This window comes from Aeribacillus composti, from assembly GCF_031760945.1.
Taxonomy (GTDB): Bacteria; Bacillota; Bacilli; order Bacillales; family Aeribacillaceae; genus Aeribacillus; species Aeribacillus composti.
This window is the reverse complement of record NZ_CP134501.1, coordinates 2,616,441-2,637,384: the sequence shown is the minus strand read 5'-3', so window position 1 is coordinate 2,637,384 and position 20,944 is coordinate 2,616,441. Positions and strand designations below refer to the sequence as shown.

At 38.7% G+C, this 20,944-nt stretch carries 22 protein-coding genes and 1 other annotated feature (1 of these 23 running past the window's edge); of the genes, 17 read left to right on the top strand and 5 right to left on the bottom strand.

Annotated elements, in window-relative coordinates; genetic code table 11:
* Positions 1-49: a binding site (T-box leader), on the top strand; it begins 125 nt to the left of the window's first position.
* A gap of 69 nt (positions 50-118) precedes the next feature.
* From glyQ to RI196_RS12795, 10 genes are all read left to right on the top strand, one after another.
* Positions 119-1,009, top strand: a complete 891-nt coding sequence (gene glyQ / locus RI196_RS12840) for a glycine--tRNA ligase subunit alpha (RefSeq protein WP_063388048.1) — start codon at positions 119-121, stop codon at positions 1,007-1,009.
* Positions 1,002-3,065: a glycine--tRNA ligase subunit beta gene (gene glyS, locus RI196_RS12835; RefSeq protein ID WP_311066331.1), complete on the top strand. Its 2,064-nt coding sequence runs from the start codon at positions 1,002-1,004 to the stop codon at positions 3,063-3,065. The genes glyQ and glyS overlap by 8 nt, the downstream gene beginning before the upstream one ends.
* 125 nt (positions 3,066-3,190) lie before the next feature.
* Complete coding sequence (gene ccpN / locus RI196_RS12830; protein WP_094246231.1) at positions 3,191-3,829, top strand: transcriptional regulator CcpN; 639 nt, start codon at positions 3,191-3,193, stop codon at positions 3,827-3,829.
* A 15-nt stretch (positions 3,830-3,844) separates the two neighbouring features.
* The gene (locus RI196_RS12825; RefSeq protein ID WP_063388051.1) at positions 3,845-4,654 is read left to right on the top strand and encodes a pyruvate, water dikinase regulatory protein; all 810 of its coding nucleotides are present in this window, start codon (positions 3,845-3,847) and stop codon (positions 4,652-4,654) included.
* Between the two features lie 260 nt (positions 4,655-4,914).
* Positions 4,915-5,403 carry a YaiI/YqxD family protein gene (locus RI196_RS12820; protein WP_066247551.1) on the top strand — a complete coding sequence of 163 codons (489 nt, stop codon included), beginning with the start codon at positions 4,915-4,917 and terminating at the stop codon, positions 5,401-5,403.
* Between the two features lie 24 nt (positions 5,404-5,427).
* A complete protein-coding gene (dnaG, locus tag RI196_RS12815; protein WP_063388053.1) occupies positions 5,428-7,224 on the top strand; it encodes a DNA primase in 1,797 nt (598 codons plus the stop codon).
* 32 nt (positions 7,225-7,256) lie between these two features.
* Complete coding sequence (gene rpoD / locus RI196_RS12810) at positions 7,257-8,384, top strand: RNA polymerase sigma factor RpoD (RefSeq protein ID WP_063388054.1); 1,128 nt, start codon at positions 7,257-7,259, stop codon at positions 8,382-8,384.
* Between the two features lie 322 nt (positions 8,385-8,706).
* Positions 8,707-9,072: a cytochrome c550 gene (gene cccA / locus RI196_RS12805; protein WP_063388055.1), complete on the top strand. Its 366-nt coding sequence runs from the start codon at positions 8,707-8,709 to the stop codon at positions 9,070-9,072.
* An 89-nt stretch (positions 9,073-9,161) separates the two neighbouring features.
* Positions 9,162-9,872: a tRNA (adenine(22)-N(1))-methyltransferase gene (locus RI196_RS12800; RefSeq protein WP_094246228.1), complete on the top strand. Its 711-nt coding sequence runs from the start codon at positions 9,162-9,164 to the stop codon at positions 9,870-9,872.
* A complete protein-coding gene (locus RI196_RS12795) occupies positions 9,873-10,994 on the top strand; it encodes a Nif3-like dinuclear metal center hexameric protein (protein WP_311066330.1) in 1,122 nt (373 codons plus the stop codon).
* A gap of 62 nt (positions 10,995-11,056) precedes the next feature.
* On the opposite strand, the gene RI196_RS12790 is transcribed toward RI196_RS12795, so the two are convergent.
* Both RI196_RS12790 and vrrA read right to left on the bottom strand, forming a co-directional pair.
* Positions 11,057-12,004 carry a 4-hydroxy-3-methylbut-2-enyl diphosphate reductase gene (locus tag RI196_RS12790; RefSeq protein WP_130156326.1) on the bottom strand — a complete coding sequence of 316 codons (948 nt, stop codon included), beginning with the start codon at positions 12,002-12,004 and terminating at the stop codon, positions 11,057-11,059.
* A gap of 104 nt (positions 12,005-12,108) precedes the next feature.
* Positions 12,109-12,435: a VrrA/YqfQ family protein gene (gene vrrA / locus RI196_RS12785; protein WP_375338815.1), complete on the bottom strand. Its 327-nt coding sequence runs from the start codon at positions 12,433-12,435 to the stop codon at positions 12,109-12,111.
* Positions 12,436-12,747: 312 nt separating this feature from the next.
* On the opposite strand from vrrA, the gene RI196_RS12780 reads away from it, so the two are divergent.
* Both RI196_RS12780 and RI196_RS12775 read left to right on the top strand, forming a co-directional pair.
* Entirely contained in the window at positions 12,748-14,049 is a 1,302-nt protein-coding gene (locus RI196_RS12780) for a DEAD/DEAH box helicase (RefSeq protein WP_144596775.1), read from the top strand.
* A gap of 23 nt (positions 14,050-14,072) precedes the next feature.
* Positions 14,073-14,966, top strand: coding sequence for a deoxyribonuclease IV (locus RI196_RS12775; protein ID WP_066247561.1), 894 nt, complete (start codon positions 14,073-14,075; stop codon positions 14,964-14,966).
* 38 nt (positions 14,967-15,004) lie between these two features.
* Here RI196_RS12775 and RI196_RS12770 read toward each other — a convergent pair whose 3' ends face one another.
* Positions 15,005-15,271 (bottom strand): DUF2624 domain-containing protein, encoded by a 267-nt coding sequence (locus RI196_RS12770; protein WP_063388062.1) that lies wholly within the window; start codon positions 15,269-15,271, stop codon positions 15,005-15,007.
* Positions 15,272-15,416: 145 nt separating this feature from the next.
* On the opposite strand from RI196_RS12770, the gene RI196_RS12765 reads away from it, so the two are divergent.
* The 5 genes from RI196_RS12765 to RI196_RS12745 all read left to right on the top strand — a co-directional run bounded on the left by RI196_RS12765 (position 15,417) and on the right by RI196_RS12745 (position 19,072).
* Entirely contained in the window at positions 15,417-16,298 is an 882-nt protein-coding gene (locus RI196_RS12765) for a YitT family protein (RefSeq protein WP_311066329.1), read from the top strand.
* A 114-nt stretch (positions 16,299-16,412) separates the two neighbouring features.
* A complete protein-coding gene (locus RI196_RS12760; protein ID WP_311066328.1) occupies positions 16,413-17,171 on the top strand; it encodes a metal ABC transporter ATP-binding protein in 759 nt (252 codons plus the stop codon).
* Between the two features lie 15 nt (positions 17,172-17,186).
* Entirely contained in the window at positions 17,187-18,026 is an 840-nt protein-coding gene (locus RI196_RS12755; protein ID WP_063388065.1) for a metal ABC transporter permease, read from the top strand.
* Entirely contained in the window at positions 18,023-18,445 is a 423-nt protein-coding gene (zur, locus tag RI196_RS12750; RefSeq protein WP_063388066.1) for a zinc uptake transcriptional repressor Zur, read from the top strand. The genes RI196_RS12755 and zur overlap by 4 nt, the downstream gene beginning before the upstream one ends.
* Before the next feature lie 240 nt (positions 18,446-18,685).
* On the top strand, positions 18,686-19,072 hold the full coding sequence (locus tag RI196_RS12745; protein ID WP_311066327.1) for a DUF4190 domain-containing protein: 387 nt from the start codon (positions 18,686-18,688) through the stop codon (positions 19,070-19,072).
* Between the two features lie 35 nt (positions 19,073-19,107).
* Here RI196_RS12745 and ispG read toward each other — a convergent pair whose 3' ends face one another.
* Both ispG and yqfZ read right to left on the bottom strand, forming a co-directional pair.
* A complete protein-coding gene (gene ispG / locus RI196_RS12740; protein ID WP_094246222.1) occupies positions 19,108-20,214 on the bottom strand; it encodes a flavodoxin-dependent (E)-4-hydroxy-3-methylbut-2-enyl-diphosphate synthase in 1,107 nt (368 codons plus the stop codon).
* Positions 20,215-20,309: 95 nt separating this feature from the next.
* Positions 20,310-20,612 carry a protein YqfZ gene (gene yqfZ, locus RI196_RS12735; protein WP_063388069.1) on the bottom strand — a complete coding sequence of 101 codons (303 nt, stop codon included), beginning with the start codon at positions 20,610-20,612 and terminating at the stop codon, positions 20,310-20,312.
* Positions 20,613-20,944: the final 332 nt, after the last annotated feature.

Below are 20,944 nucleotides of genomic sequence, written 5' to 3'. Positions count from 1 at the left end.
AACGTTTTTCAGCAAATAGGGTGGAACCGCGGGTCATCCCGTCCCTATGCAACTTTGTTGCATTAGGGACGGTTTTTATTTTGTTCGAACATAACTTAATTGTGGAGGTGCATGATGAATGAACATTCAAGAAATGATTTTGACGCTGCAAAAGCATTGGGCCGATCATGGATGTATTTTGATGCAGGCATATGATGTAGAAAAAGGTGCCGGAACCATGAGCCCATACACATTTCTTCGCTCCATCGGGCCAGAACCGTGGAATGTTGCTTACGTGGAGCCGTCAAGAAGACCTGCTGACGGAAGGTATGGGGAAAATCCGAACCGCCTTTATCAACACCATCAATTCCAAGTCATTATGAAGCCGTCTCCGAAAAACATACAAGAAATTTATTTAGATTCATTAAAGGCTCTTGGAATTGATCCGCTTGAACATGACATCCGCTTTGTGGAAGATAACTGGGAAAATCCTTCTCTCGGCTGCGCAGGGCTTGGCTGGGAAGTTTGGCTTGACGGAATGGAAATTACTCAATTCACGTATTTTCAGCAGGTCGGAGGACTGGAATGCAAACCGATTTCTGTTGAAATAACTTATGGAATAGAGCGTTTGGCGTCTTATATTCAAGAAAAAGAAAATGTATTTGACCTTGAATGGACAAACGGATTTACATACCGGGACATTTTTTATCAGCCTGAATATGAGCATTCCAAGTATACGTTCGAAACATCCGATACAAACATGCTATTTGAACTGTTTAATACGTATGAAAAAGAAGCGCACAGACAGATGGAATTAGGTCTCGTTCATCCAGCGTACGACTACGTTTTAAAATGCTCGCACACATTTAATTTGCTTGACGCAAAAGGAGCTATTTCTGTTACAGAACGAACCGGATATATTGGCAGAGTGAGAAAGCTGGCAAGAAAAGTTGCCAAAACGTTTTATGAAGAACGGGAAAAACTCGGTTTTCCAATGCTGAAAAACAAGGGGGCCGAAAATCATGAATAAACGGGATTTACTTATCGAAATCGGGCTTGAAGAAATGCCTGCCGGCGTCATCCTGTCTTCGATTGATCAGCTGGCTGACAAAGTAGGAGCTTGGCTGGATGAACATCGCATTTCTTACGCCAAAATAAAAAAATATTCAACTCCTAGACGTCTTGCCGTCCTTGTAGAGGATGTAAATGAAAAACAGGAAGATTTGCTTGGCGAAGCAAAAGGACCGGCAAAAAAGATTGCGGTTGATGAGAATGGAAATTGGACAAAAGCAGCGTTAGGCTTTGCACGGAGCCAAGGAGCTTCCACAAACGACATATCCTTTAAAGAAGTAAACGGTGTTGAGTACGCTTTTGTTCAAACATTTCAAAAAGGGAAAGAAACGAAAGAACTGCTCCCAGGGTTAGAAGAGATTATTCAAACCATCCATTTTCCGAAAAATATGCGTTGGGGAAATTGGAATCTTCGCTATATCCGTCCGATCCAATGGTTAGTTGTCTTATTTGGACAAGACATCATTCCGTTTTCCATTACCGATGTTCCGACAGGAAATGTTACGTATGGCCATCGCTTTTTAGGAACGAAAGCGGAAATTTCCACTCCACGCGATTATGAAAATACTTTGTTGAACCAGTTTGTTGTCGCCGATTATGAAAAACGAAAACAAATGATCATTCAACAGCTGGAGGAACTGGAAAGAAAGGAAAACTGGATCATCCCTGTTGATGAAGATTTGCTCGAGGAAGTTACAAACTTGGTGGAATATCCGACCGCCCTGTACGGTTCATTCGAAGACCAGTTTTTAACATTGCCTGAAGAAGTGTTAGTGACGACGATGAAGGAGCATCAGCGATATTTTCCTGTCAAAAATAAAGATGGAAAGCTGCTTCCGTTTTTTGTTACCGTAAAAAACGGGAATGATCAAAACATTGAAACGATTGCCAAGGGGAATGAAAAGGTCCTTCGGGCAAGACTTTCCGATGCAAATTTCTTTTACGAAGAAGACAAAAAGCTTGCCATCGATACCGCACTGGAGAAGCTTGAAAAAATTGTTTTTCATGAAGAACTGGGTTCCATCGGTGACAAGGTTCGCCGAATTGTAAAATTATCAGAAAAGCTTAGCGAAAAGCTTGAATGCTCCAATGAGGAGAAAGCTTATATTAAACGGACTGCTTCCATTTGCAAATTTGACATTGTTACGCAAATGGTTTATGAATTTCCAGAGCTTCAAGGAATTATGGGAGAAAAATACGCTCTTTTAAAGGGTGAACAGGAAGAGGTTGCAAAAGGAATAAATGAGCATTATATGCCGCGGCATGCTTCCGACAAGACGCCTGAAACGTCGAGCGGAGCCATTGTAGGGCTTGCGGACAAGCTGGATACAATTGCAGGATTTTTTTCGATCGGTTTGATTCCAACTGGCTCACAAGATCCGTATGCATTAAGAAGACAAGCAAGCGGCATTGTTCAAATTCTTCGAGCCAAACAATGGCGGCTTGAATTGGAGGAATTGTTCGACCTTGCTATAAATGTATATGGTTTAGAAAATAAAGACAATTTGAGAAAAGAATTGCTGTCGTTCTTCCAAATGAGAGTCAAATTTGCGCTTCATGAAGAAAATGTCCGCCATGATATAATTGAATCGGTATTACAATCCAATTACCATGAAGTTAATGCATATTTCGAGCGGGCTGCCGTTCTGTCAGAAGAAAGCCAAAAGGGTGACTTTAAAGAAGTAATTGAATCGCTGTCTCGTGTTGTCAACATCTCGTCTAAGGGCCAAGAGGGCAATATTAAAGAAGAGCTGTTCGAGAAGGAAGAAGAAAAAACATTGTATCAAGCGTATTTACGGCTTGAAGAAAATTTTGTAAAATTGCAAAAAGAGGGTAATTTTAAAGAAGCATTTTTGGAAATGAAAGCTTTAAAGCCGGTGATTGATCGTTATTTTGATAATATTATGGTAATGGCAGAGGATGAGTCGGTTAAACAAAACAGGCTGTCCCAAATGGTACAATTAACAAAAATAATCACATCTTTTGCCAAAGTGAATGAAATTATCGTAAAATAAATGCAAATGGACGATTATCCCGAGGATAATCGTCTTTCCTTTCGCCGTAATGAGCAATAGAAAACCTTTTCAAAATATTGAAATCATATATAATATTTTTATAATGCAGCCTCTTTTTCAAGGTGGTGAGGACAATAGAGCTTAATAAACGGCAAGAACAAATATTGCAAATCGTTAAGGAGCATGGGCCAATTACAGGTGAGCATATTGCAGATCGTTTAAACTTGACAAGAGCTACGCTAAGACCTGATTTAGCAATTTTAACAATGGCTGGATACCTTGACGCAAGGCCGCGAGTCGGCTATTTTTATACAGGGAAATCAGGCGCCAATTTGCTTGCAGAGAAATTAAAAAAGCTCCAAGTAAAAGATTTTCAGTCGATCCCAGTCGTTGTCAACGATAATGTTTCTGTTTATGATGCAATTTGTACAATGTTTTTGGAAGATGTCGGGACATTATTTGTGGTAGATAATCAATCGTTGCTAGTGGGAGTGCTGTCGAGAAAAGATCTCCTCCGGGCAAGCATCGGCAAACAGGAATTAACCCAAATCCCCGTCAATATTATTATGACTAGAATGCCAAATATAACCGTATGCAAAAAGGAAGATCTTATTATTGATGTAGCAAGGATTTTAATTGAAAAGCAAATCGATGCACTGCCCGTTGTAAAAGAAGTGGACGGCGGATTTGAAGTGATAGGAAGAATTACGAAAACAAACATTACAAAAATATTGGTAAGATTAGTTGATGACGATATTATGTAAGAATGGGGGATCCGAATGAATAATCGTACGATCTATATTGTTTCAGACTCAGTCGGGGAAACGGCAGATCTCGTTGTAAAAGCAGCTATCAGTCAATTTAACGGCTCTCAATATGAAACGAATGTGAAAAGGGTGCCTTATGTGGAGGATGCAAATACAATCAAAGAAGTTGTCGCATTGGCGAAAATGGATAATGCGATCATTTGCTTCACAATCGTTGTCCCCGAACTTAGGAATCTTCTTATTCAAGAAGCGGAAAAAGAAGGTGTGATCTACCACGATATCATTGGTCCTTTAATTGATAAAATGGAAACGTCATATGGAATAAAAGCGAAGTATGAGCCCGGAAGAGTTCGGAAGCTTGATGAAGACTATTTCAAAAAAGTAGAAGCAATTGAGTTTGCTGTTAAATATGATGACGGCCGCGATCCGAGAGGAATTTTGAAAGCCGATATTGTTTTGATCGGTGTATCGCGGACTTCCAAAACGCCTTTGTCGCAATATTTGGCGCTAAAACGATTAAAAGTAGCTAATGTTCCTATTGTTCCCGAAGTAGAACCCCCTGAAGAACTTTTTAAAGTTTCCAAAGAGAAATGCGTCGGTCTAAAAATCAGTCCGGAAAAGCTGAATTATATCCGAAAGGAAAGATTAAAGCAGCTCGGGCTTAATGATCAGGCTATATATGCCAATATAGACAGAATTAAAGAAGAATTAGCTTATTTTGAAAAAATTGTTCAAAAAATCGGCTGTCCAGTTATAGATGTATCGAACAAAGCAGTTGAAGAAACAGCCAATCATATCCAAAATTTATTCTTAAAAAAATAACATGTGATAAAACCTGCTTATTCCGATCTTAAGAATATAGTAGGTTTTTTTCATGGTGAAAGATAAAATGATGGAATAATGCAGTGTATTGTATTATAATAAAAAATTGTGATAAAATTATGCTTTTTAGGTTTAGACTAAAAAAAATACGAATAAACTATTTACAGGAAGATGTCAAGGGGGTTGGAGAAAGAAAATTCGACAAATCACTTTTTGTAAAAAGTTTAAATTGCAGGCAGGATTCTTTGAGGTGATGAAGAATAGAGAAATATGATGGGAAAAATATCACTATTTTTGTCGATGCTGATGCATGCCCCGTCAAAGAAGAAATTGCATCAGTCGCAAAAAAATATAAAGTCCCGGTTTGTTTCATTGCATCATATGCTCATGTAGGTAAAAAGGATGACGGGAATAGCTGGGTATTTGTCGATCAAGAAAAGGAATCTGTCGACTTATACATTTTTAACAACTCAAAAAAACATGACATCATCATTACACAAGATATCGGACTAGCCGGTATGCTGCTTAAGAAATGCACACATGTTCTCTCTCCAAGAGGAATGCTGTTTACAGAAGATACAATCGACTCTGTTCTCCATCTCCGGTATATTTCGGCAAGGGAAAGAAGAAACGGCAATTATATCAAAGGGCCAAAAAAATTCCAAGATAAAGATCGTCATCATTTTATCACAGCATTTGAAAAAATATTGTCGAATTATGCAGGAAATTTTAAAATTCATATTGAATAAATTTTAAGGCACGGAGTTGTTCATATGGGGAAAATGCTTCCCGAGGAATTTATAGAAAAAGTACAACATGCTGTAGATATAGTAGATGTTGTGAGTGAATATGTTCAATTAAAGAAGCAGGGTCGAAACTTTTTTGGACTATGTCCTTTTCACGGCGAAAATACACCTTCATTTTCTGTTTCACCTGAAAAACAAATTTTCCACTGCTTTGGCTGCGGTTCTGGCGGAAATGTTTTTACCTTTCTCATGCAAATTGAAGGATGCAGCTTTACAGAAGCTGTACAAATGACAGCAAAAAAAGCTGGTTTGGACATTCCAGGGGGCTCGGCGCTTTCTCAAGAATCGACATACCCAAACAACAGCGAAGCAGAGAAAATGATAAAAGTGCATGAACTGCTGAAAAAAATGTACCATCATTTATTACTAAATACAAAAGAAGGGCAAAACGCGTTAAATTATTTGCTTCATCGGGGTTTTACGAAAGAATTAATCGATCAATTTGAGATTGGCTACGCTTTAGATTCTTGGGACTTTTCTTTAAAATATTTGCTGAAAAAAGGTTTTGAACTTCCGTTATTAGAAAAAACAGGATTAATTATCCGAAGCGAATCTAACGGTTCTTTTTTTGATCGGTTTCGCAATCGGATCATGTTTCCGGTTAAAGATGCACAAGGCCGTACAGTCGCTTTTTCCGGAAGGTCGCTAGGAAACAAACAGCCAAAATATTTAAACAGCCCTGAGACAAAAATATTTAACAAAGGACGGATTCTTTATAATTTCCACCAAGCAAGACCTTTCATTAGACGAAAACAGGAAGCGGTGTTGTTTGAAGGGTTTGCGGATGTTATATCGTCCGTTCATGCAGGAATCGAGCATAGTGTAGCAACAATGGGAACAGCGCTGACGGAAGAACAGGTCAAGCTCTTAGCCAGAAGCGGAGGAACAGTTGTCATTTGCTACGATTCCGATTCCGCTGGAATTGAAGCTGCCTTCAGAGCTTCTAAATTGCTTGTTGAAGCAGGATGTAATGTAAGGATTGCTAAAATGCCTGAAGGGTTAGACCCTGATGACTACATTCGGACATACGGAAAGGAAAAATTCAAAAACGATGTAATAGGGGCAAGTCTCTCATTAATGGCATTTAAGATGGAATATTTTCGAAAGGGGAAAAATCTCCAGGATGAAGGGGACCGAGCGAGATACATTCAAGAAGTGCTTAACGAATTAAGCAGCCTTCCGAGCGGGATCGAACAAGAGCTGTATATCACGCAGCTTTCTGAAGAATTTTCCGTATTAAAAGAAACGTTAATGGCAGAGCTTCGGAATATAAATAAGCGGAAAAGAAGAAGACCAGAAAAAACGAGCCTCAAGACTGATGCATTACAACGGAATGCACTGATGCCTGCTTATCAAAAGGCAGAACGCCTTCTAATTGCTCATATGTTGAAAAGCAGGGAAGTGGCAGAAAAGGTTCTTCATGCGATTGGTGGAAATTTTAACGTGGAGGAGCATCGGGCTATTTCATCCTATTTATACGCTTATTATGAGGAAGGGAACGATCCGGACATAAGCCACTTTTTGACGAAGCTCAAAGATCCTTCATTAAGCCGAATTGTATCGGAAATTGCCATGATGACAATTGGCGAACAATTGACTGAGCAAGAGCTTCAAGACTATGTAAAACATATCTTGAACCATCAAAAAATGCTCATCCTAAAGGAAAAGGAAGCTGAGAAGAAAGAGGCTGAAAAACGAAAAGATTATGTAAAAGCTGCCGAAATTGCAATGGAAGTAATTCAGCTGAAAAAAGGATTAATGTGAAAGCTTGTATAACTCTGGAAGGAGGGGATCCAATGGCTGAAAAACAAGCCCATTCAAAAGATTTAGAAGCTGATGGAACTGTTGAGGAAGTGAAAAATCAGCTTATTCAATTAGGAAAGAAACGCGGAGTTTTAACATATGAAGAAATTGCTGAGAAAATGGCAAATTTCGATATTGATTCAGATCAAATGGATGAGTTTTATGAATACGTTAATGAGCAAGGAATCGAATTAATTAGCGAAAACGAAGATGTTGATTCCAATTTGCCGGATTTAGACAAAGAAGATGAAGAAGAATTTGATCTAAATGATCTTAGTGTACCGCCGGGTGTGAAAATAAATGATCCGGTTCGAATGTATTTAAAAGAAATCGGCCGGGTTGATCTCTTATCGGCTGATGAAGAAATCGAACTTGCCAAGCGTATTGAACAAGGGGACGAAGAAGCGAAAAGAAGGCTTGCAGAAGCCAACCTGCGCCTAGTCGTCAGCATTGCAAAACGCTACGTCGGCCGCGGAATGCTCTTCCTCGATCTCATACAGGAAGGCAACATGGGGCTGATGAAAGCTGTTGAAAAATTTGATTATCGAAAAGGATACAAATTCAGCACATATGCAACATGGTGGATTCGCCAGGCAATTACACGGGCAATTGCAGATCAGGCGAGAACGATCCGCATCCCTGTCCATATGGTTGAGACAATCAATAAGTTAATTCGAGTCCAACGCCAATTGCTTCAAGATTTGGGTCGTGAACCGACACCAGAAGAGATCGCTGAAGATATGGATTTGACTCCAGAAAAAGTTAGAGAAATCTTAAAAATTGCCCAAGAACCTGTATCATTAGAAACACCGATTGGCGAAGAAGACGATTCGCACTTAGGTGATTTTATTGAAGACCAAGAGGCTACTTCTCCATCAGAGCATGCTGCATATGAATTATTAAAGGAGCAGCTTGAAGATGTTCTCGATACCCTTACAGACAGGGAAGAAAACGTTCTGCGCCTTCGTTTTGGACTGGACGATGGAAGAACTCGGACTCTGGAAGAAGTAGGAAAAGTTTTCGGTGTCACTCGAGAACGCATTCGGCAAATTGAAGCGAAGGCTCTGCGAAAATTGCGCCATCCAAGCCGAAGCAAGCGGCTGAAAGACTTTTTGGAATAAAAATAAAAATGTTTTTTTCTTTCCTTGGGCAGACTTATTCGTCTGCCTTCCCTTCAATATATGTAAACGCTAACAACAATAACTATTTGTACTATATTTTACTGAATCTTCTTTCATTTTGCAAATGACATTTGTTGAAAAAACATAAGATCTTTTTAAATTGTTTTTTTGTCTAATTCGTGAACATCACAAGGAACTTATATAGAAAGACTTTTCCTTCAAAGAAAATTCAAGTACAATAGAGATTGTTTAGGTTAGTTTCAGCTCGTCCATGTTGAGCGAAAAAAGCAAATGTACGGTTATACATAAGGGAGGTTACAAAATGAATCGTAATCCGCTTATTCCATTTGCATTAATCATTGTGTTTGGAATTGGACTAATGGTTGCATTTTCTTTCATCGGACTGGATAATATGAAAGAGATGGCTGAAGAAAAAGAGGGGGGCGGACAAAAAACGGAAGACGTCGCTAATGCAAAGCCGGAGGATATATTCAAGCAAAGCTGTGCAAGCTGCCACGGTCAAAACTTTGAAGGCGGAGCAGGTCCTTCATTAAAAGGTGTTGGCGACAAATTGTCTGTTGATGAAATTAAAGAAACAATTAAAAACGGCCGCGGTGCGATGCCTGGCGGGCTAGTACCTGAAGAAAAGCTTGATGAAATGGCCGAATGGGTTTCTAAAATTAAATAATAAAAAACATATTGGTTGAAAAGTCTTCCTTTTGGGGGACTTTTTTCGTATTTTCATGTTTACCAAATTGGAATAAAGGGTGAAATAAATTGAACAGTGTCCAACTTTCAAAAAGACTGTCGGCTGTGGCAGAATTTGTTCCGAATAATCAGGTGACAGCAGATATTGGATCAGATCATGCATATTTGCCATGTTATTTAGTGCTTGCCAAAAAAACAGTGAAAGCGATTGCCGGTGAAATCAATGAAGGCCCTTTTCAAGCGGCAAAAAAGCAAGTGGAAAAAAACGGGCTCCAGCATGTAATTTCCGTTCGGAAAGGGGACGGATTGTCCGTATTACAAAAGGATGAGGCAACATGCATCACGATCGCTGGCATGGGCGGCTCGCTTATTAAAACGATTTTGGAGGAAGGAAAAGAGAAGCTCGGGAAGGTTGAACGGCTTGTACTTCAGCCGAATATTCATGCAATTGAAGTTCGAAAATGGCTGATTGACAATGGTTGGGAGCTCGAAGGAGAAACAATTCTAGAAGAGAGCGGAAAAATATATGAGGTGCTGTCCGCTAAGCGTGGAAATGCAATGAAACCGTACGAAGCTTTGCCATTTGAAGCAGCTTTGTTAATGGGTCCATTTTTGTTAAAAGAAAAGAACAACGTTTTTTTAAAAAAATGGAAACACGAGCTTTCTCATCGGAAGGACATTCTACGGCAGCTAGAGCAATCCAACGGAAATGAACAGCTTATGCAAAAAAAAGAAGAAATAAAAAAGGTGATCGAGATCATTGAGGAGGTCATAAAATAAATGAAGAAAATCGCTAACGGCCAACATATTATTCAATTATTTGAACGGTTTTCTCCAAAGCATTATGCATTGGAAGGAGACAAGATCGGGCTGCAAATCGGCACATTAAACAAGCCTGTCCGAAAAATTATGGTCGCTCTGGATGTTTTGGAGGAAGTCGTTGATGAAGCAATCAATCAAAAGGTTGATTTAATTATCGCTCATCATCCTCCCATTTTTCATCCTTTAAAGCATATTAGAACAGATGATCCGGCAGGGCGTATTATAGAAAAATGCATCAAGCATGAAATTGCCGTTTATGCGGCCCATACAAATTTGGATGTGGCTCCAGGCGGAGTGAATGATCTTTTGGCCGACCGCTTACAATTGGTGAATCAAAAAATACTTGTCCCAACTTATCAAGACCCATTAAAAAAGCTTGCTGTATTTGTACCAAAAGACTATGAGGGGGACGTTCGGGAGGCGCTTGGCAAAGCGGGTGCTGGATTTATCGGCAACTACAGTTATTGCACTTTTTCCTCGGCAGGAACAGGAACATTTTTACCTTTGGAAAATGCAAATCCCTTTATCGGAGATACTGGAAAGCTTGAAATGGTGGAAGAAGTCAAAATTGAAACGATCTTCCCGCAGTCAATCCAAAAGAAAGTCATTCAAGCGATGTTGAAGGCGCATCCTTATGAAGAAGTTGCTTATGACATCTATCCATTAGAAAACGAAGGGAAACAGCTTGGATTAGGGAAAATTGGAGAGCTTGAAAAAGAAATGACATTGAAGGAATTTGCAGAGCATGTTAAGAAAGCTTTAGAAGTGGAAAAAGTAAGAGTAGTAGGGGATTTACAGGCAACTATAAAAAAAGTAGCCGTTTTAGGCGGAGACGGAAATAAATACATTTATCAGGCAAAAATGAGAGGCGCAGATGTTTATGTAACTGGTGATGTATATTACCACACAGCTCACGATGCTATGATGCTCGGCTTACATGTAGTTGATCCAGGTCACAACATTGAAAAGGTGATGAAAGAGGGAGTGGCGGAAAAACTAACAAAGCTGTGTGCTGAAGAAAATCTGGAAGTAGAAATTATTCCTTCCCTTGTTCCTACAGATCCGTTCAAGTTTCTATAATTAAATGGGGGATCAGTCCTTTTTAGCGGACCGATCCCCTTTAAGCATTAAAAAGGTTTTGTCTATGATTTTTTGACTTTTACCTTTGGCAATATTTTTTCAAGAGGGACATTTGAAGTTAAATCCCATGTTTCTGGATTTTCTGGATCATAATTCTCCAAAAATCGAATGACCTCTTTGACAATCGGCGTTGGGGTTGATGCACCGGCTGTAACGGCAACTTTTTTAACGTCTTTAAGCCATTCCAGTTTGATTTCACTTACATTCGCCACACGATAAGCTTTCGTGCCCGCAATCTCTTCAGATACTTGCGCAAGCCGGTTTGAATTGTTGCTGCGCGGATCGCCGACGACAATGGTTAAATCAGCTTCTTTTGCCTGTTCGGCCACAGCTTCCTGGCGAACTTGTGTTGCGAGGCAAATTTCTTTATGAAACTCGACATGCGGATATTTTTCCTTCACTTTTTCCATTATATCAGCTACGTCCCATTGGCTCATTGTTGTTTGGTTCGTAACAATGATTTTGTCGTTGGAAATATCGAGCTCTTCAACATCGTTGACAGTCTCGACTAAATGAACGATATCCGGCGCTACACCTACTGCTCCTTCCGGTTCCGGATGCCCTTTTTTTCCAATATAAATGACGTCATACCCTTCTTCTTTTTTTTGTTTAATAAGTTCATGAGTTTTTGTGACGTCAGGGCATGTAGCATCGATCGTGACAAGCCCTTTTTCCTTCGCTATTTTGCGCACTTCTGGCGAAACGCCGTGAGCAGTGAAAATAACGGTTCCTTTATCGACTTTTTTCAAAATCTCAAGTCGATTTTTTCCGTCTAACGTAATAATCCCTTCTTTTTCAAAGGCATCTGTTACATGTTTATTATGAACGATCATTCCTAAAATATAGATCGGTCTAGGCAGTGATTTATCCATTGCTGCATTTTTGGCTATCACCATTGCATCAACAACACCATAGCAGTATCCTCGAGGGGAAATTTTAATAACCTCCATGTTTTTTCCTCCTGATATTTAGTAAAGGAAAATAAAAAAGCCGTCAAGCGGCTTGACTATCTAACATCATTATACCTAACATGGAGGAAGAAAACAAAACACAATTAAATATAAAGCTTAGGTTTTGATTCGCCCGACGTATTTTCATCTGAAGGGCTGTCATCGGCTGTCTGTTCCTTCAATCTTTTAGAAGACGAATTTTCTTTTATATCATCTTCTTCGCTACTGTCTGTATCAGCATTTTTTAATTCTCTATAAATTTTGAACATTGCCGGGAGATTACGGATCAGAGGACCGTATTGCTGAACCATCGGTGTGACTTGCTGAGCGACACCGAGAACTTTTTGGACATTCGTCAACATGTTTGAAAGATTGGCAGGGTTTGTTAAACTTTGAACAGCACCGCTTGACGGTATACTTCCTGCATGCATTGTGCTCGATGGAAGAAAACGCGAAAAAAGCGATTGTAATCCTCCCCTAGGCGGAACCGGCCATTGCTGAACAGGTGGCTGCCCCCAAAAAGGATGGTAGCCTCCGCCAAAAAAAGGGCGGATCAATGGCTGCTGCCGGAAGGGAGGAAAAGCACGATAAGGATGCATAAACTTTTCCCCTTTCTTTTCCTGTTTTACCTACATTAAACTATGCGGCGTTTTAGGAAAATGTTTTATTAAAATTGGAGTTTTTCCATTATATTGTTTATAATCAAAAAATGGGTTGATTGATTATGAAGGAGTTGTTTTGCAATGGCAGCTGATTTTAAAGATTTTCCATTTCAAGATTTTATTATAGATGCCGTTCAGTCGTTAGGTTTTAAAGAACCGACTGAAATTCAAGCACAAATGATCCCAATCATATTAAGAGGAGCAAGTGCCATCGGCCAATCACAAACAGGTACAGGCAAAACACATGCTTATTTGCTACCGTTAATCAACAGTATTTGTGGAGAGGAAAAGCGTGTCCAAGTTGTTGTTTTAGCACCGACGAGAGAGCTCGCGACCCAAATTTACGAGGAAGCGTTAAAAATCATAAAATTTGCCCCGCCGGAAAAAGAATTACATGCAAAACTTTTTATTGGCGGTACAGATAAAATGCGGGCGATCGAAAAGCTAAAAACTCAGCCCCATCTTGTGATCGGAACACCTGGCAGAATTCTTGATCTTGTCAAGGAAGGGGCGCTAGATTTATATTCGACCAAAAGCATAGTTGTGGATGAAGCCGATTTAATGCTAGATTTAGGCTTTATTTATGAGGTCGACCAAATAGCTAGTCGAATGAAAAAAGAACTGCAAATGCTTGTGTTTTCTGCCACCATTCCTGAAAAATTAAAGCCTTTTTTAAAAAAATATATGGAAAATCCTGAGTATGTTCATGTATCTCCAAAACAAGTACATGCCAAAAACATCACGCATGTCCTTGTTCCGCTGAGGCATCGAAACAAAATAGATCTTTTATACAATATGGTAGTTTCCTTAAACCCTTATTTAGCGTTAATTTTTGTGAATACAAAAGCGAATGCCCAAGATGTGGCATACGGTCTTGCCGAAAAGGGATTAAAGGTTGGGCAAATCCACGGCGGTCTTACCCCGCGTGAACGGAAAAAAGAAATGCGTCAAATAAAGGATCTTGCCTATCAAGTTGTAGTAGCAACTGATTTAGCTGCAAGAGGAATTGATATTGAAGGTGTTTCCCATGTAATCAATGCCGAGCTGCCGACTGATTTAGATTTTTATATTCACCGAACCGGAAGAACGGCTCGGGCTGGCTTTTCAGGATTTGCCTATACAATCTATGAAGACGATAACGAACAAATGCTGCAAAAGCTTGAAAAAATGGGGATAATCTTTGAAAATCGAGATATTGAAAACGGAATATGGAAAGCGCTCGATGACCGAAATCGCAGACAAAAAAGAAAAAAACAACCAATGGAAACAAACGCGATTATCGGAATCATCAAAAAGCCAAAATCGGTAAAACCAGGATACAAAAAAAAGATGAAAGAACAAATTGAAAAGCTAAAGAAAAAGCAAGCAAGAAAAAATAAATAAAAGGTTGTAAGGAGAGGAAAAACATGTTAAAAATTGGCTCGCATGTATCGATGAGCGGCAAGAAAATGTTGCTTGCGGCAAGTGAAGAGGCAGTTTCATACGGCGCTAATACGTTTATGATTTATACAGGAGCCCCGCAAAACACGAGAAGAAAAAAAATTGAAGATTTAAATATCGAAGCAGGTTTGGCGCATATGAAAGAGCATGGCATCGAAGAAATTGTCGTTCACGCACCATATATTATTAACATTGGCAATACAACAAATTTAGCGACCTTCCAGCTTGGCGTTGATTTTTTAAAATCGGAAATTGAACGCACGGAAGCAATCGGTGCAAAACAAATCGTGCTCCATCCGGGAGCTCACGTTGGAGCCGGTGCAGAAGCCGGAATCAAAAAAATTATTGAAGGTTTAAATGAAGTGCTGGAGAGGGGGCAAAAAGTGCAAATCGCCCTTGAAACGATGGCCGGCAAAGGTTCAGAATGCGGAAGAACGTTTGAGGAGCTTGCGATGATCATTGATGGTGTTACCTACAATGAACATTTGTCCGTTTGTTTCGACACTTGCCATACTCATGATGCCGGTTATGATATTGTCAATGATTTTGATGGGGTTTTAAATCAATTTGATAAAATCATCGGCATCGACCGTTTAAAAGTTGTTCATATAAACGACAGCAAAAATCCGCGCGGGGCCCAAAAAGACCGTCATGAAAATATCGGATTCGGCCACATAGGATTTAAAGCAATCAATTATATCGTCCACCATCCGCAATTAAAAGACTTGCCAAAAATTTTAGAAACTCCGTATGTCGGTGACGACAAAAAAAATAAAAAGCCGCCTTATAAATTTGAAATTGACATGCTGAAGAATAAGACGTTTGATGAAAATGTTTTGGAAAAAATAGCGAATCAATAAAAAAGAACAAGCTCCCTTTTTTAGGGAACTTGCCTTTTTTATTTCCAATTGCCATTGAAGAATTGCAAAAATAATTGATTTGCTTTTTTGGCTGTTTCCGGCGAAGTGATTTTGGCAATTTGTTTTAACAAAGCAATTCTTTCTTCTTCATGAAACACGTTGATTTTTTTTCCCTGTACGAGTTGAAGCAGCTGTTTTGCTTCGTTAATCGAAATGGATATATCATATTGCTTTGCATATGACACAAGTTCTTCAGGTTTTAAACTGTTAATTTTTTGTTGAATAATTTTTTCAAATAAAATCAAAGATCTCGCCTCCCCTCTTATTCGTATGAACAGAGGGGAAGATAGTTGCCTTTTTTTAAAAAAAATGGGTGGAGAAAATGACATAAATATCGTCTCAGCAAAATTTTTATAATACAATATGATTAAAAAAAACTAGGAGGAGAAGATGAGTAAAAAGTATCATAAAAAAGAAAGCTTAAGACACATCATTTATCGATTGTTAATGATTGTGATCGGAGCTGTTCTGGCAGCCGTAAGCATCGAGCTGTTTTTAGTCCCAAATCATATGATTGATGGCGGTATCATCGGTATTTCGCTTATTTTAGACCACATATTTTCGAATCATATTAAAATCATTAATTTCGCAACATTAGTTATTGTGTTAAACCTTCCTTTTATGTATTCCGGTTATAAGCAGATTGGGAAGACATTTATGTTTTCGTCCATATTTGGCATCATTTGTTTGGCCATTGCGGAAAGGCTGGCCCATGATTTTGAGGTCTTTACTACAGAGCCTTTGCTAGCCACTGTATTTGGTGGTTTTTTGCTCGGTGCAGGAGTGGGACTTGTCATCAGACACGGAGGATCTCTGGACGGGACAGAAATTTTAGGAATTCTTTTAACGAAAAAAATTCCCTTTTCCGTTGGTGAAATCGTGATGTTTTTGAATATTTTCATTTTTGGAAGCGCAGCGTTTGTCTTCGGGATTGAGCAAGCCATGTATTCCATCTTTACATATTATATTGCCTTTAAAACAATTGATGCGGTTGTTCAAGGTCTTGATGAAACAAAGGCCGCCATCATTATATCTGATCATTACGATGAAGTGTCTGATGCCATATTGTCACGCTTAGGACGCGGAACGACAAAATTAAAGGGAAAAGGCGGATACACGGATACGGAAAAAGACGTCATTTATGCAGTTGTTACAAGGCTTGAAGTGGCAAAATTAAAATCGATTGTACATGAGATTGACCCGAACGCGTTTATTACCATTATGAATACACAAGAAACGAAGGGCGGAAAATTTAAATCTGCCATCCATTAATTAACACATTGAAATAGAGGGAGAACACATTTTTCTTTACAAATGTGCTCTTCTCCTGTATACTTTAATGATAAAAATAAATCGTAATGATTCCTAATAAAATAGGTGAGAAGCATGGGGGAAAAAATAGTAGAAGTAAAAAACCTTTTTTTTCAATATGAGAGAAAATATGTGCTCGAAAATATCAATATTTCCATTGAAAAAGGAGCATTTTTAGGTTTAGTTGGGCCGAACGGCTCCGGAAAATCGACATTATTGAAATGTCTGCTAGGGCTTTTAAAGCCTCAGAAAGGGACGATTCATTTATTTGGTGAAAATATTCATCAATTTAACGATTGGCATAAAATTGGCTACGTTTCTCAAAAGGCAAACAGCTTTAACTCTTCGTTCCCAGCTACTGTTTTTGAAGTAGTAGCGAGCGGCTTGACTCCCAAACTCGGATTGTTTAAAAAAATGAAAAAAGCTGATCGGGAAAAGGTAATGGAAGCGATCCGGGCAGTTGGAATGGAAAAGGCAGTTCACCAAAATATTGGTGAGCTTTCAGGAGGACAGCAGCAACGGGTATTTATTGCTCGCGCACTTGTCAGTGAACCTAAATTATTGATTTTAGATGAACCAACTGTAGGTGTAGATAGTCAGACAGTCAATCATTTTTATCAGCTTTTGCATCATTTGAATAAAGAATTGGAAATCACATTAATACTTGTTACCCATGATATTGGAGCTATTACAGATAAAGTTACGCATGTTGCTTGCTTGAACAAACAACTTTATTTCCATGGAAATAAAGACGAATTTGAACGCCTGAAAGAAACGGAATTGACCTCATTGTACGGGCATCCAGTTCAGTTAATAACGCATGATCATGAGTAGATGGAGGAAATGAAGATGTTTAGCAGTATTTTACAATTTGAGTTTTTGCAAAATGCATTTCTTTCAGGTATTTTAATCGGTTTTATCGCACCTCTTTTAGGTGTTTTTGTGGTGGTCAGACGATTATCACTAATTGCAGATGCACTGAGTCATGTGACCTTGGCTGGAATTGCGGGCGGTCTTTTTTTATCTTCAAAAATATCCTTCTTTTCTTCATTGAATCCAATTTATGTAGGAATGGGTTTTTCTGTTTTAGGCTCACTTGTGATTGAAAAGCTGCGAGCTTTTTATAAATTTTATGCGGAATTGGCCATTCCGATAATTATGTCGGCTGGGATCGGTTTTAGCGTTGTATTTATCTCTTTGGCAGACGGGTTTAATACAGATCTTTTTAATTACTTATTTGGAAGTGTTAGTGCGGTTTCTAGGACGGATTTATATATTATTACTGGTGTTGCAGCATTGGTTATTTTATTGATCGTATTGTTTTATAAGGAATTGTTTTTACTGTCGTTTGATGAAGAATATGCATCTGCATTAGGGCTGCCGGCAAAAGGCTTGCATCTTTTGTTTATTTTAACAGTTGCCCTAGTGATAAGCGTTTCCATGAGAGTTGTTGGAATTTTGTTAGTTTCCTCGCTTATGACCCTTCCTGTTGCTGCAAGTATTAGAATAGCAACCGGTTTTAAAAAGACAATTTTTCTTTCCGTTATAATAGGAGAAGCTTCCGTTTTAATCGGTTTAGTATTATCTTATTATTTAGATATTGCTCCGGGAGGAACAATTGTCATTTTAGAGGTATTGGCTTTGATTTTTTCCATTATTTTGTCAAAAGCTAGGAGGGGCAAAATATGAATGTCGAACAAGCTTTACAATATTTAAAAGAAAAGGGATATAAATATACATCCAAAAGGAAAGAAATGCTTCAACTAATTGCCGATTCTGATAAATATTTGACAGCTAAAGATGTTTTGGAAAAAATGAATAAGCGCTATCCCGGTTTAAGTTTTGATACGATTTACCGGAATTTATCATTGTTTGCAGAGTTGGGTATATTGGAAACGACAGAGCTTTCAGGTGAAAAGCACTTTCGCTTTCATTGTGACTTAGGACATCATCACCACCATTTTATTTGCATGGAATGCGGAAAAACGAAAGAGATCGAATCATGCCCAATGAATACGATAGAGGAGTATTTGGACGGATATAAAATTAATGGACATAAATTTGAAATTTATGGGTTATGCCCGAATTGCCATGAACAAACCTTGTGAAATTTGATCACAAGGTTTGTTTTTTATGGGAATTCATGATAAGAAGGGATGAACTCGAGTTTTGTCATTTCTTAAAAAAAGAATAAAATTTCACAAATAGTAAAAAAATAAAGGATCAACATATTGCTTCCCGTCCTCTGATCCAACATTAGATCCTATTTGAAAACATTTCCATAATAATGGGAATTGATTTGCTTATACTATAAATGCTCCTATCTTTTGAAAGCGAGGGATATGGCAATGGCAAACAAAAATTTCCCACATGCCGGCAAATCAACTGAAATAAATGCCATTCAGGAAAACCGAAATTTTGAAAACCGGAATAATGAAAACCGAGATTATCTAGAAGAAACTGCGGCAGAAGCTGGAGCAGTTGAATCTAGAAATACAAATGAAACATATAATTATAATAATGACGCCGATGAAGCTGGCGGCCGCAATTTAGGATGGCTGGCGCTGGCACTATCGATTATTTCTTTATTTGTTTTGCCCGTTTTATTAGGAGCAACGGGTATCATTATTGGGTTTATCGCCCGTCGGCGCGGTGCGGAAAATCTGGGAGCATGGGCGATCGGAATAGGTATCGTTTCCTTGCTGCTTGGAATTTTCGTATTGCCGTTTTTTTAACAAAAACAAAAAGCTTGGGGCATCCGCTCCAAGCTTTAAACTTTTTCCTTTTCTTGTTTTTTGAAATATTCTTCAGCGATTAAATCCACTTCTTTTTTTAATTCTTCGACCATTGTTTCTTCCGGAACTTTCCGAACAATTTTTCCTTTTCTAAAAAGCAATCCTTCGCCTCGTGCACCAGCAATTCCAATATCGGCTTCTCTCGCTTCGCCTGGACCGTTTACTGCGCATCCTAAAACAGCTACTTTGATTGGCGCACGAATTTTTGAAATATATTCTTCGACTTCATTCGCGATTTTAATGAGATCTATTTCAATTCTTCCGCATGTAGGGCATGAAATAAGTGTTGCTGCATTGGCAGCCAGGCCGAATGATTTCAGCAATTCTCGGGCAACCTTCACCTCTTCGACGGGATCAGCGCTTAATGATATACGCAAAGTATTGCCGATGCCTTTGCTTAAAATGGCTCCAAGGCCGGCAGCGCTTTTGATTGTCCCCGCAAACAAAGTGCCAGATTCGGTAATCCCTAAATGGAGCGGATAATCAAACGCTTTTGCAGCTTTTTCATATGCTTCGATTGAAAGCCGTACATCAGACGCTTTTAAAGAAACGATAATATCGTGAAAATCAAGATCCTCTAAAATTTTTATGTGATGCAATGCACTTTCAACCATTCCGTCAGCAGTAGGATAGCCGTACTTTTCTAAAATCCTTTTTTCAAGTGAACCGGCGTTTACTCCAATTCTGATTGGAATGTTTCTTTCTTTCGCAGCCTTCACAACGGCTTCTACTTTTTCCCTTCGCCCGATGTTCCCCGGGTTAATCCGTATTTTATCTGCTCCGCCTTCAATCGCTTTTAAAGCGAGCCGGTAATCAAAATGTATATCGACAACTAGAGGAATGTTAATGCGTTTTTTGATTTCTGGAATTGCATTTGCAGCCCGTTCATCAGGACAAGCAACACGAACGATTTGACAACCTGCTTCTTCCAGTCTGTGAATTTCTTTTACTGTGGCTTCAACATCATGCGTTTTCGTTGTGGTCATGCTTTGAATGACTACTTCATTATTTCCGCCAATTTGAATGTTGCCTACTTTGACTGGACGTGTTTTCGTACGATGTGTGATTTCGCCCACGTTTATCGCTCCTTAAATATAAATACGTTTGATGGAACATTTGCCATCCTATGATATTGTACCAATCATAGCCAAGCAATGACAAGAATTAAAAACTTTAACTAATTGTTATATAAGGGGAATTTGTATGTTTTTCCTGCTTGTATACTGTACACATCTTCATTTGAATTTAATTCCCCAAAATCTTTAATAATCTCTTCAATGCTTGCTGGAACAGGCTTATTGTGTATTTTTTCAACAATGGAAAGAACCGTATCTCCTTCCTTCACTTTTACCTCCATAAATTGTTCTTCAGCATGCTGTTCATTTTGTATGGAAGATACAGGTAATGTACCGTTTTTTAAATCATAATAAATAACAAAACTGAAAAAGATAACTAGTAAAGCGGAAAATAAACGTTTCATCTCTATGTTCCCCCGTTTTGTTCTTTATTAACATATATGTTTTTTTATGTACAAACATACCAATTATGTCTTTGCTGGCATACACAAGTGAAAAGTTAGCAAGTTCGGAGGACCTGGGGAGAAATCAACATCTCTTTTCTCGCTTGAGACAAGCTGCTGAAGCTGTTGCAAAGCGAGTTCGATGCTTTTTTCGATCTTTCTTCCTTCTCAAATGGAAAATTTATACAGATTAAAGCTTTCAGGCAATGCGGGCTCAAATTTATGAATTCAAATCCTTTCCAGCTATTCTTTCCGAAAATATGTTCAAGCTGAAGCCAGTGCCTGAATTAATG

Excerpts from the sequence above, each read along its gene's own strand:
- glyQ (WP_063388048.1), top strand. The coding sequence starts at position 119 with ATGAACATTCAAGAAATGATTTTGACGCTGCAAAAGCATTGGGCCGAT.
- glyS (WP_311066331.1), top strand. The coding sequence starts at position 1,002 with ATGAATAAACGGGATTTACTTATCGAAATCGGGCTTGAAGAAATGCCT.
- RI196_RS12825 (WP_063388051.1), top strand. The coding sequence starts at position 3,845 with ATGAATAATCGTACGATCTATATTGTTTCAGACTCAGTCGGGGAAACG.
- dnaG (WP_063388053.1), top strand. The coding sequence starts at position 5,428 with ATGGGGAAAATGCTTCCCGAGGAATTTATAGAAAAAGTACAACATGCT.
- rpoD (WP_063388054.1), top strand. The coding sequence starts at position 7,257 with ATGGCTGAAAAACAAGCCCATTCAAAAGATTTAGAAGCTGATGGAACT.
- cccA (WP_063388055.1), top strand. The coding sequence starts at position 8,707 with ATGAATCGTAATCCGCTTATTCCATTTGCATTAATCATTGTGTTTGGA.
- RI196_RS12795 (WP_311066330.1), top strand. The coding sequence starts at position 9,873 with ATGAAGAAAATCGCTAACGGCCAACATATTATTCAATTATTTGAACGG.
- RI196_RS12790 (WP_130156326.1), bottom strand. The coding sequence starts at position 12,004 with ATGGAGGTTATTAAAATTTCCCCTCGAGGATACTGCTATGGTGTTGTT.
- vrrA (WP_375338815.1), bottom strand. The coding sequence starts at position 12,435 with ATGCATGCAGGAAGTATACCGTCAAGCGGTGCTGTTCAAAGTTTAACA.
- RI196_RS12780 (WP_144596775.1), top strand. The coding sequence starts at position 12,748 with ATGGCAGCTGATTTTAAAGATTTTCCATTTCAAGATTTTATTATAGAT.
- RI196_RS12775 (WP_066247561.1), top strand. The coding sequence starts at position 14,073 with ATGTTAAAAATTGGCTCGCATGTATCGATGAGCGGCAAGAAAATGTTG.
- RI196_RS12765 (WP_311066329.1), top strand. The coding sequence starts at position 15,417 with ATGAGTAAAAAGTATCATAAAAAAGAAAGCTTAAGACACATCATTTAT.
- RI196_RS12760 (WP_311066328.1), top strand. The coding sequence starts at position 16,413 with ATGGGGGAAAAAATAGTAGAAGTAAAAAACCTTTTTTTTCAATATGAG.
- RI196_RS12755 (WP_063388065.1), top strand. The coding sequence starts at position 17,187 with ATGTTTAGCAGTATTTTACAATTTGAGTTTTTGCAAAATGCATTTCTT.
- zur (WP_063388066.1), top strand. The coding sequence starts at position 18,023 with ATGAATGTCGAACAAGCTTTACAATATTTAAAAGAAAAGGGATATAAA.
- RI196_RS12745 (WP_311066327.1), top strand. The coding sequence starts at position 18,686 with ATGGCAAACAAAAATTTCCCACATGCCGGCAAATCAACTGAAATAAAT.
- yqfZ (WP_063388069.1), bottom strand. The coding sequence starts at position 20,612 with ATGAAACGTTTATTTTCCGCTTTACTAGTTATCTTTTTCAGTTTTGTT.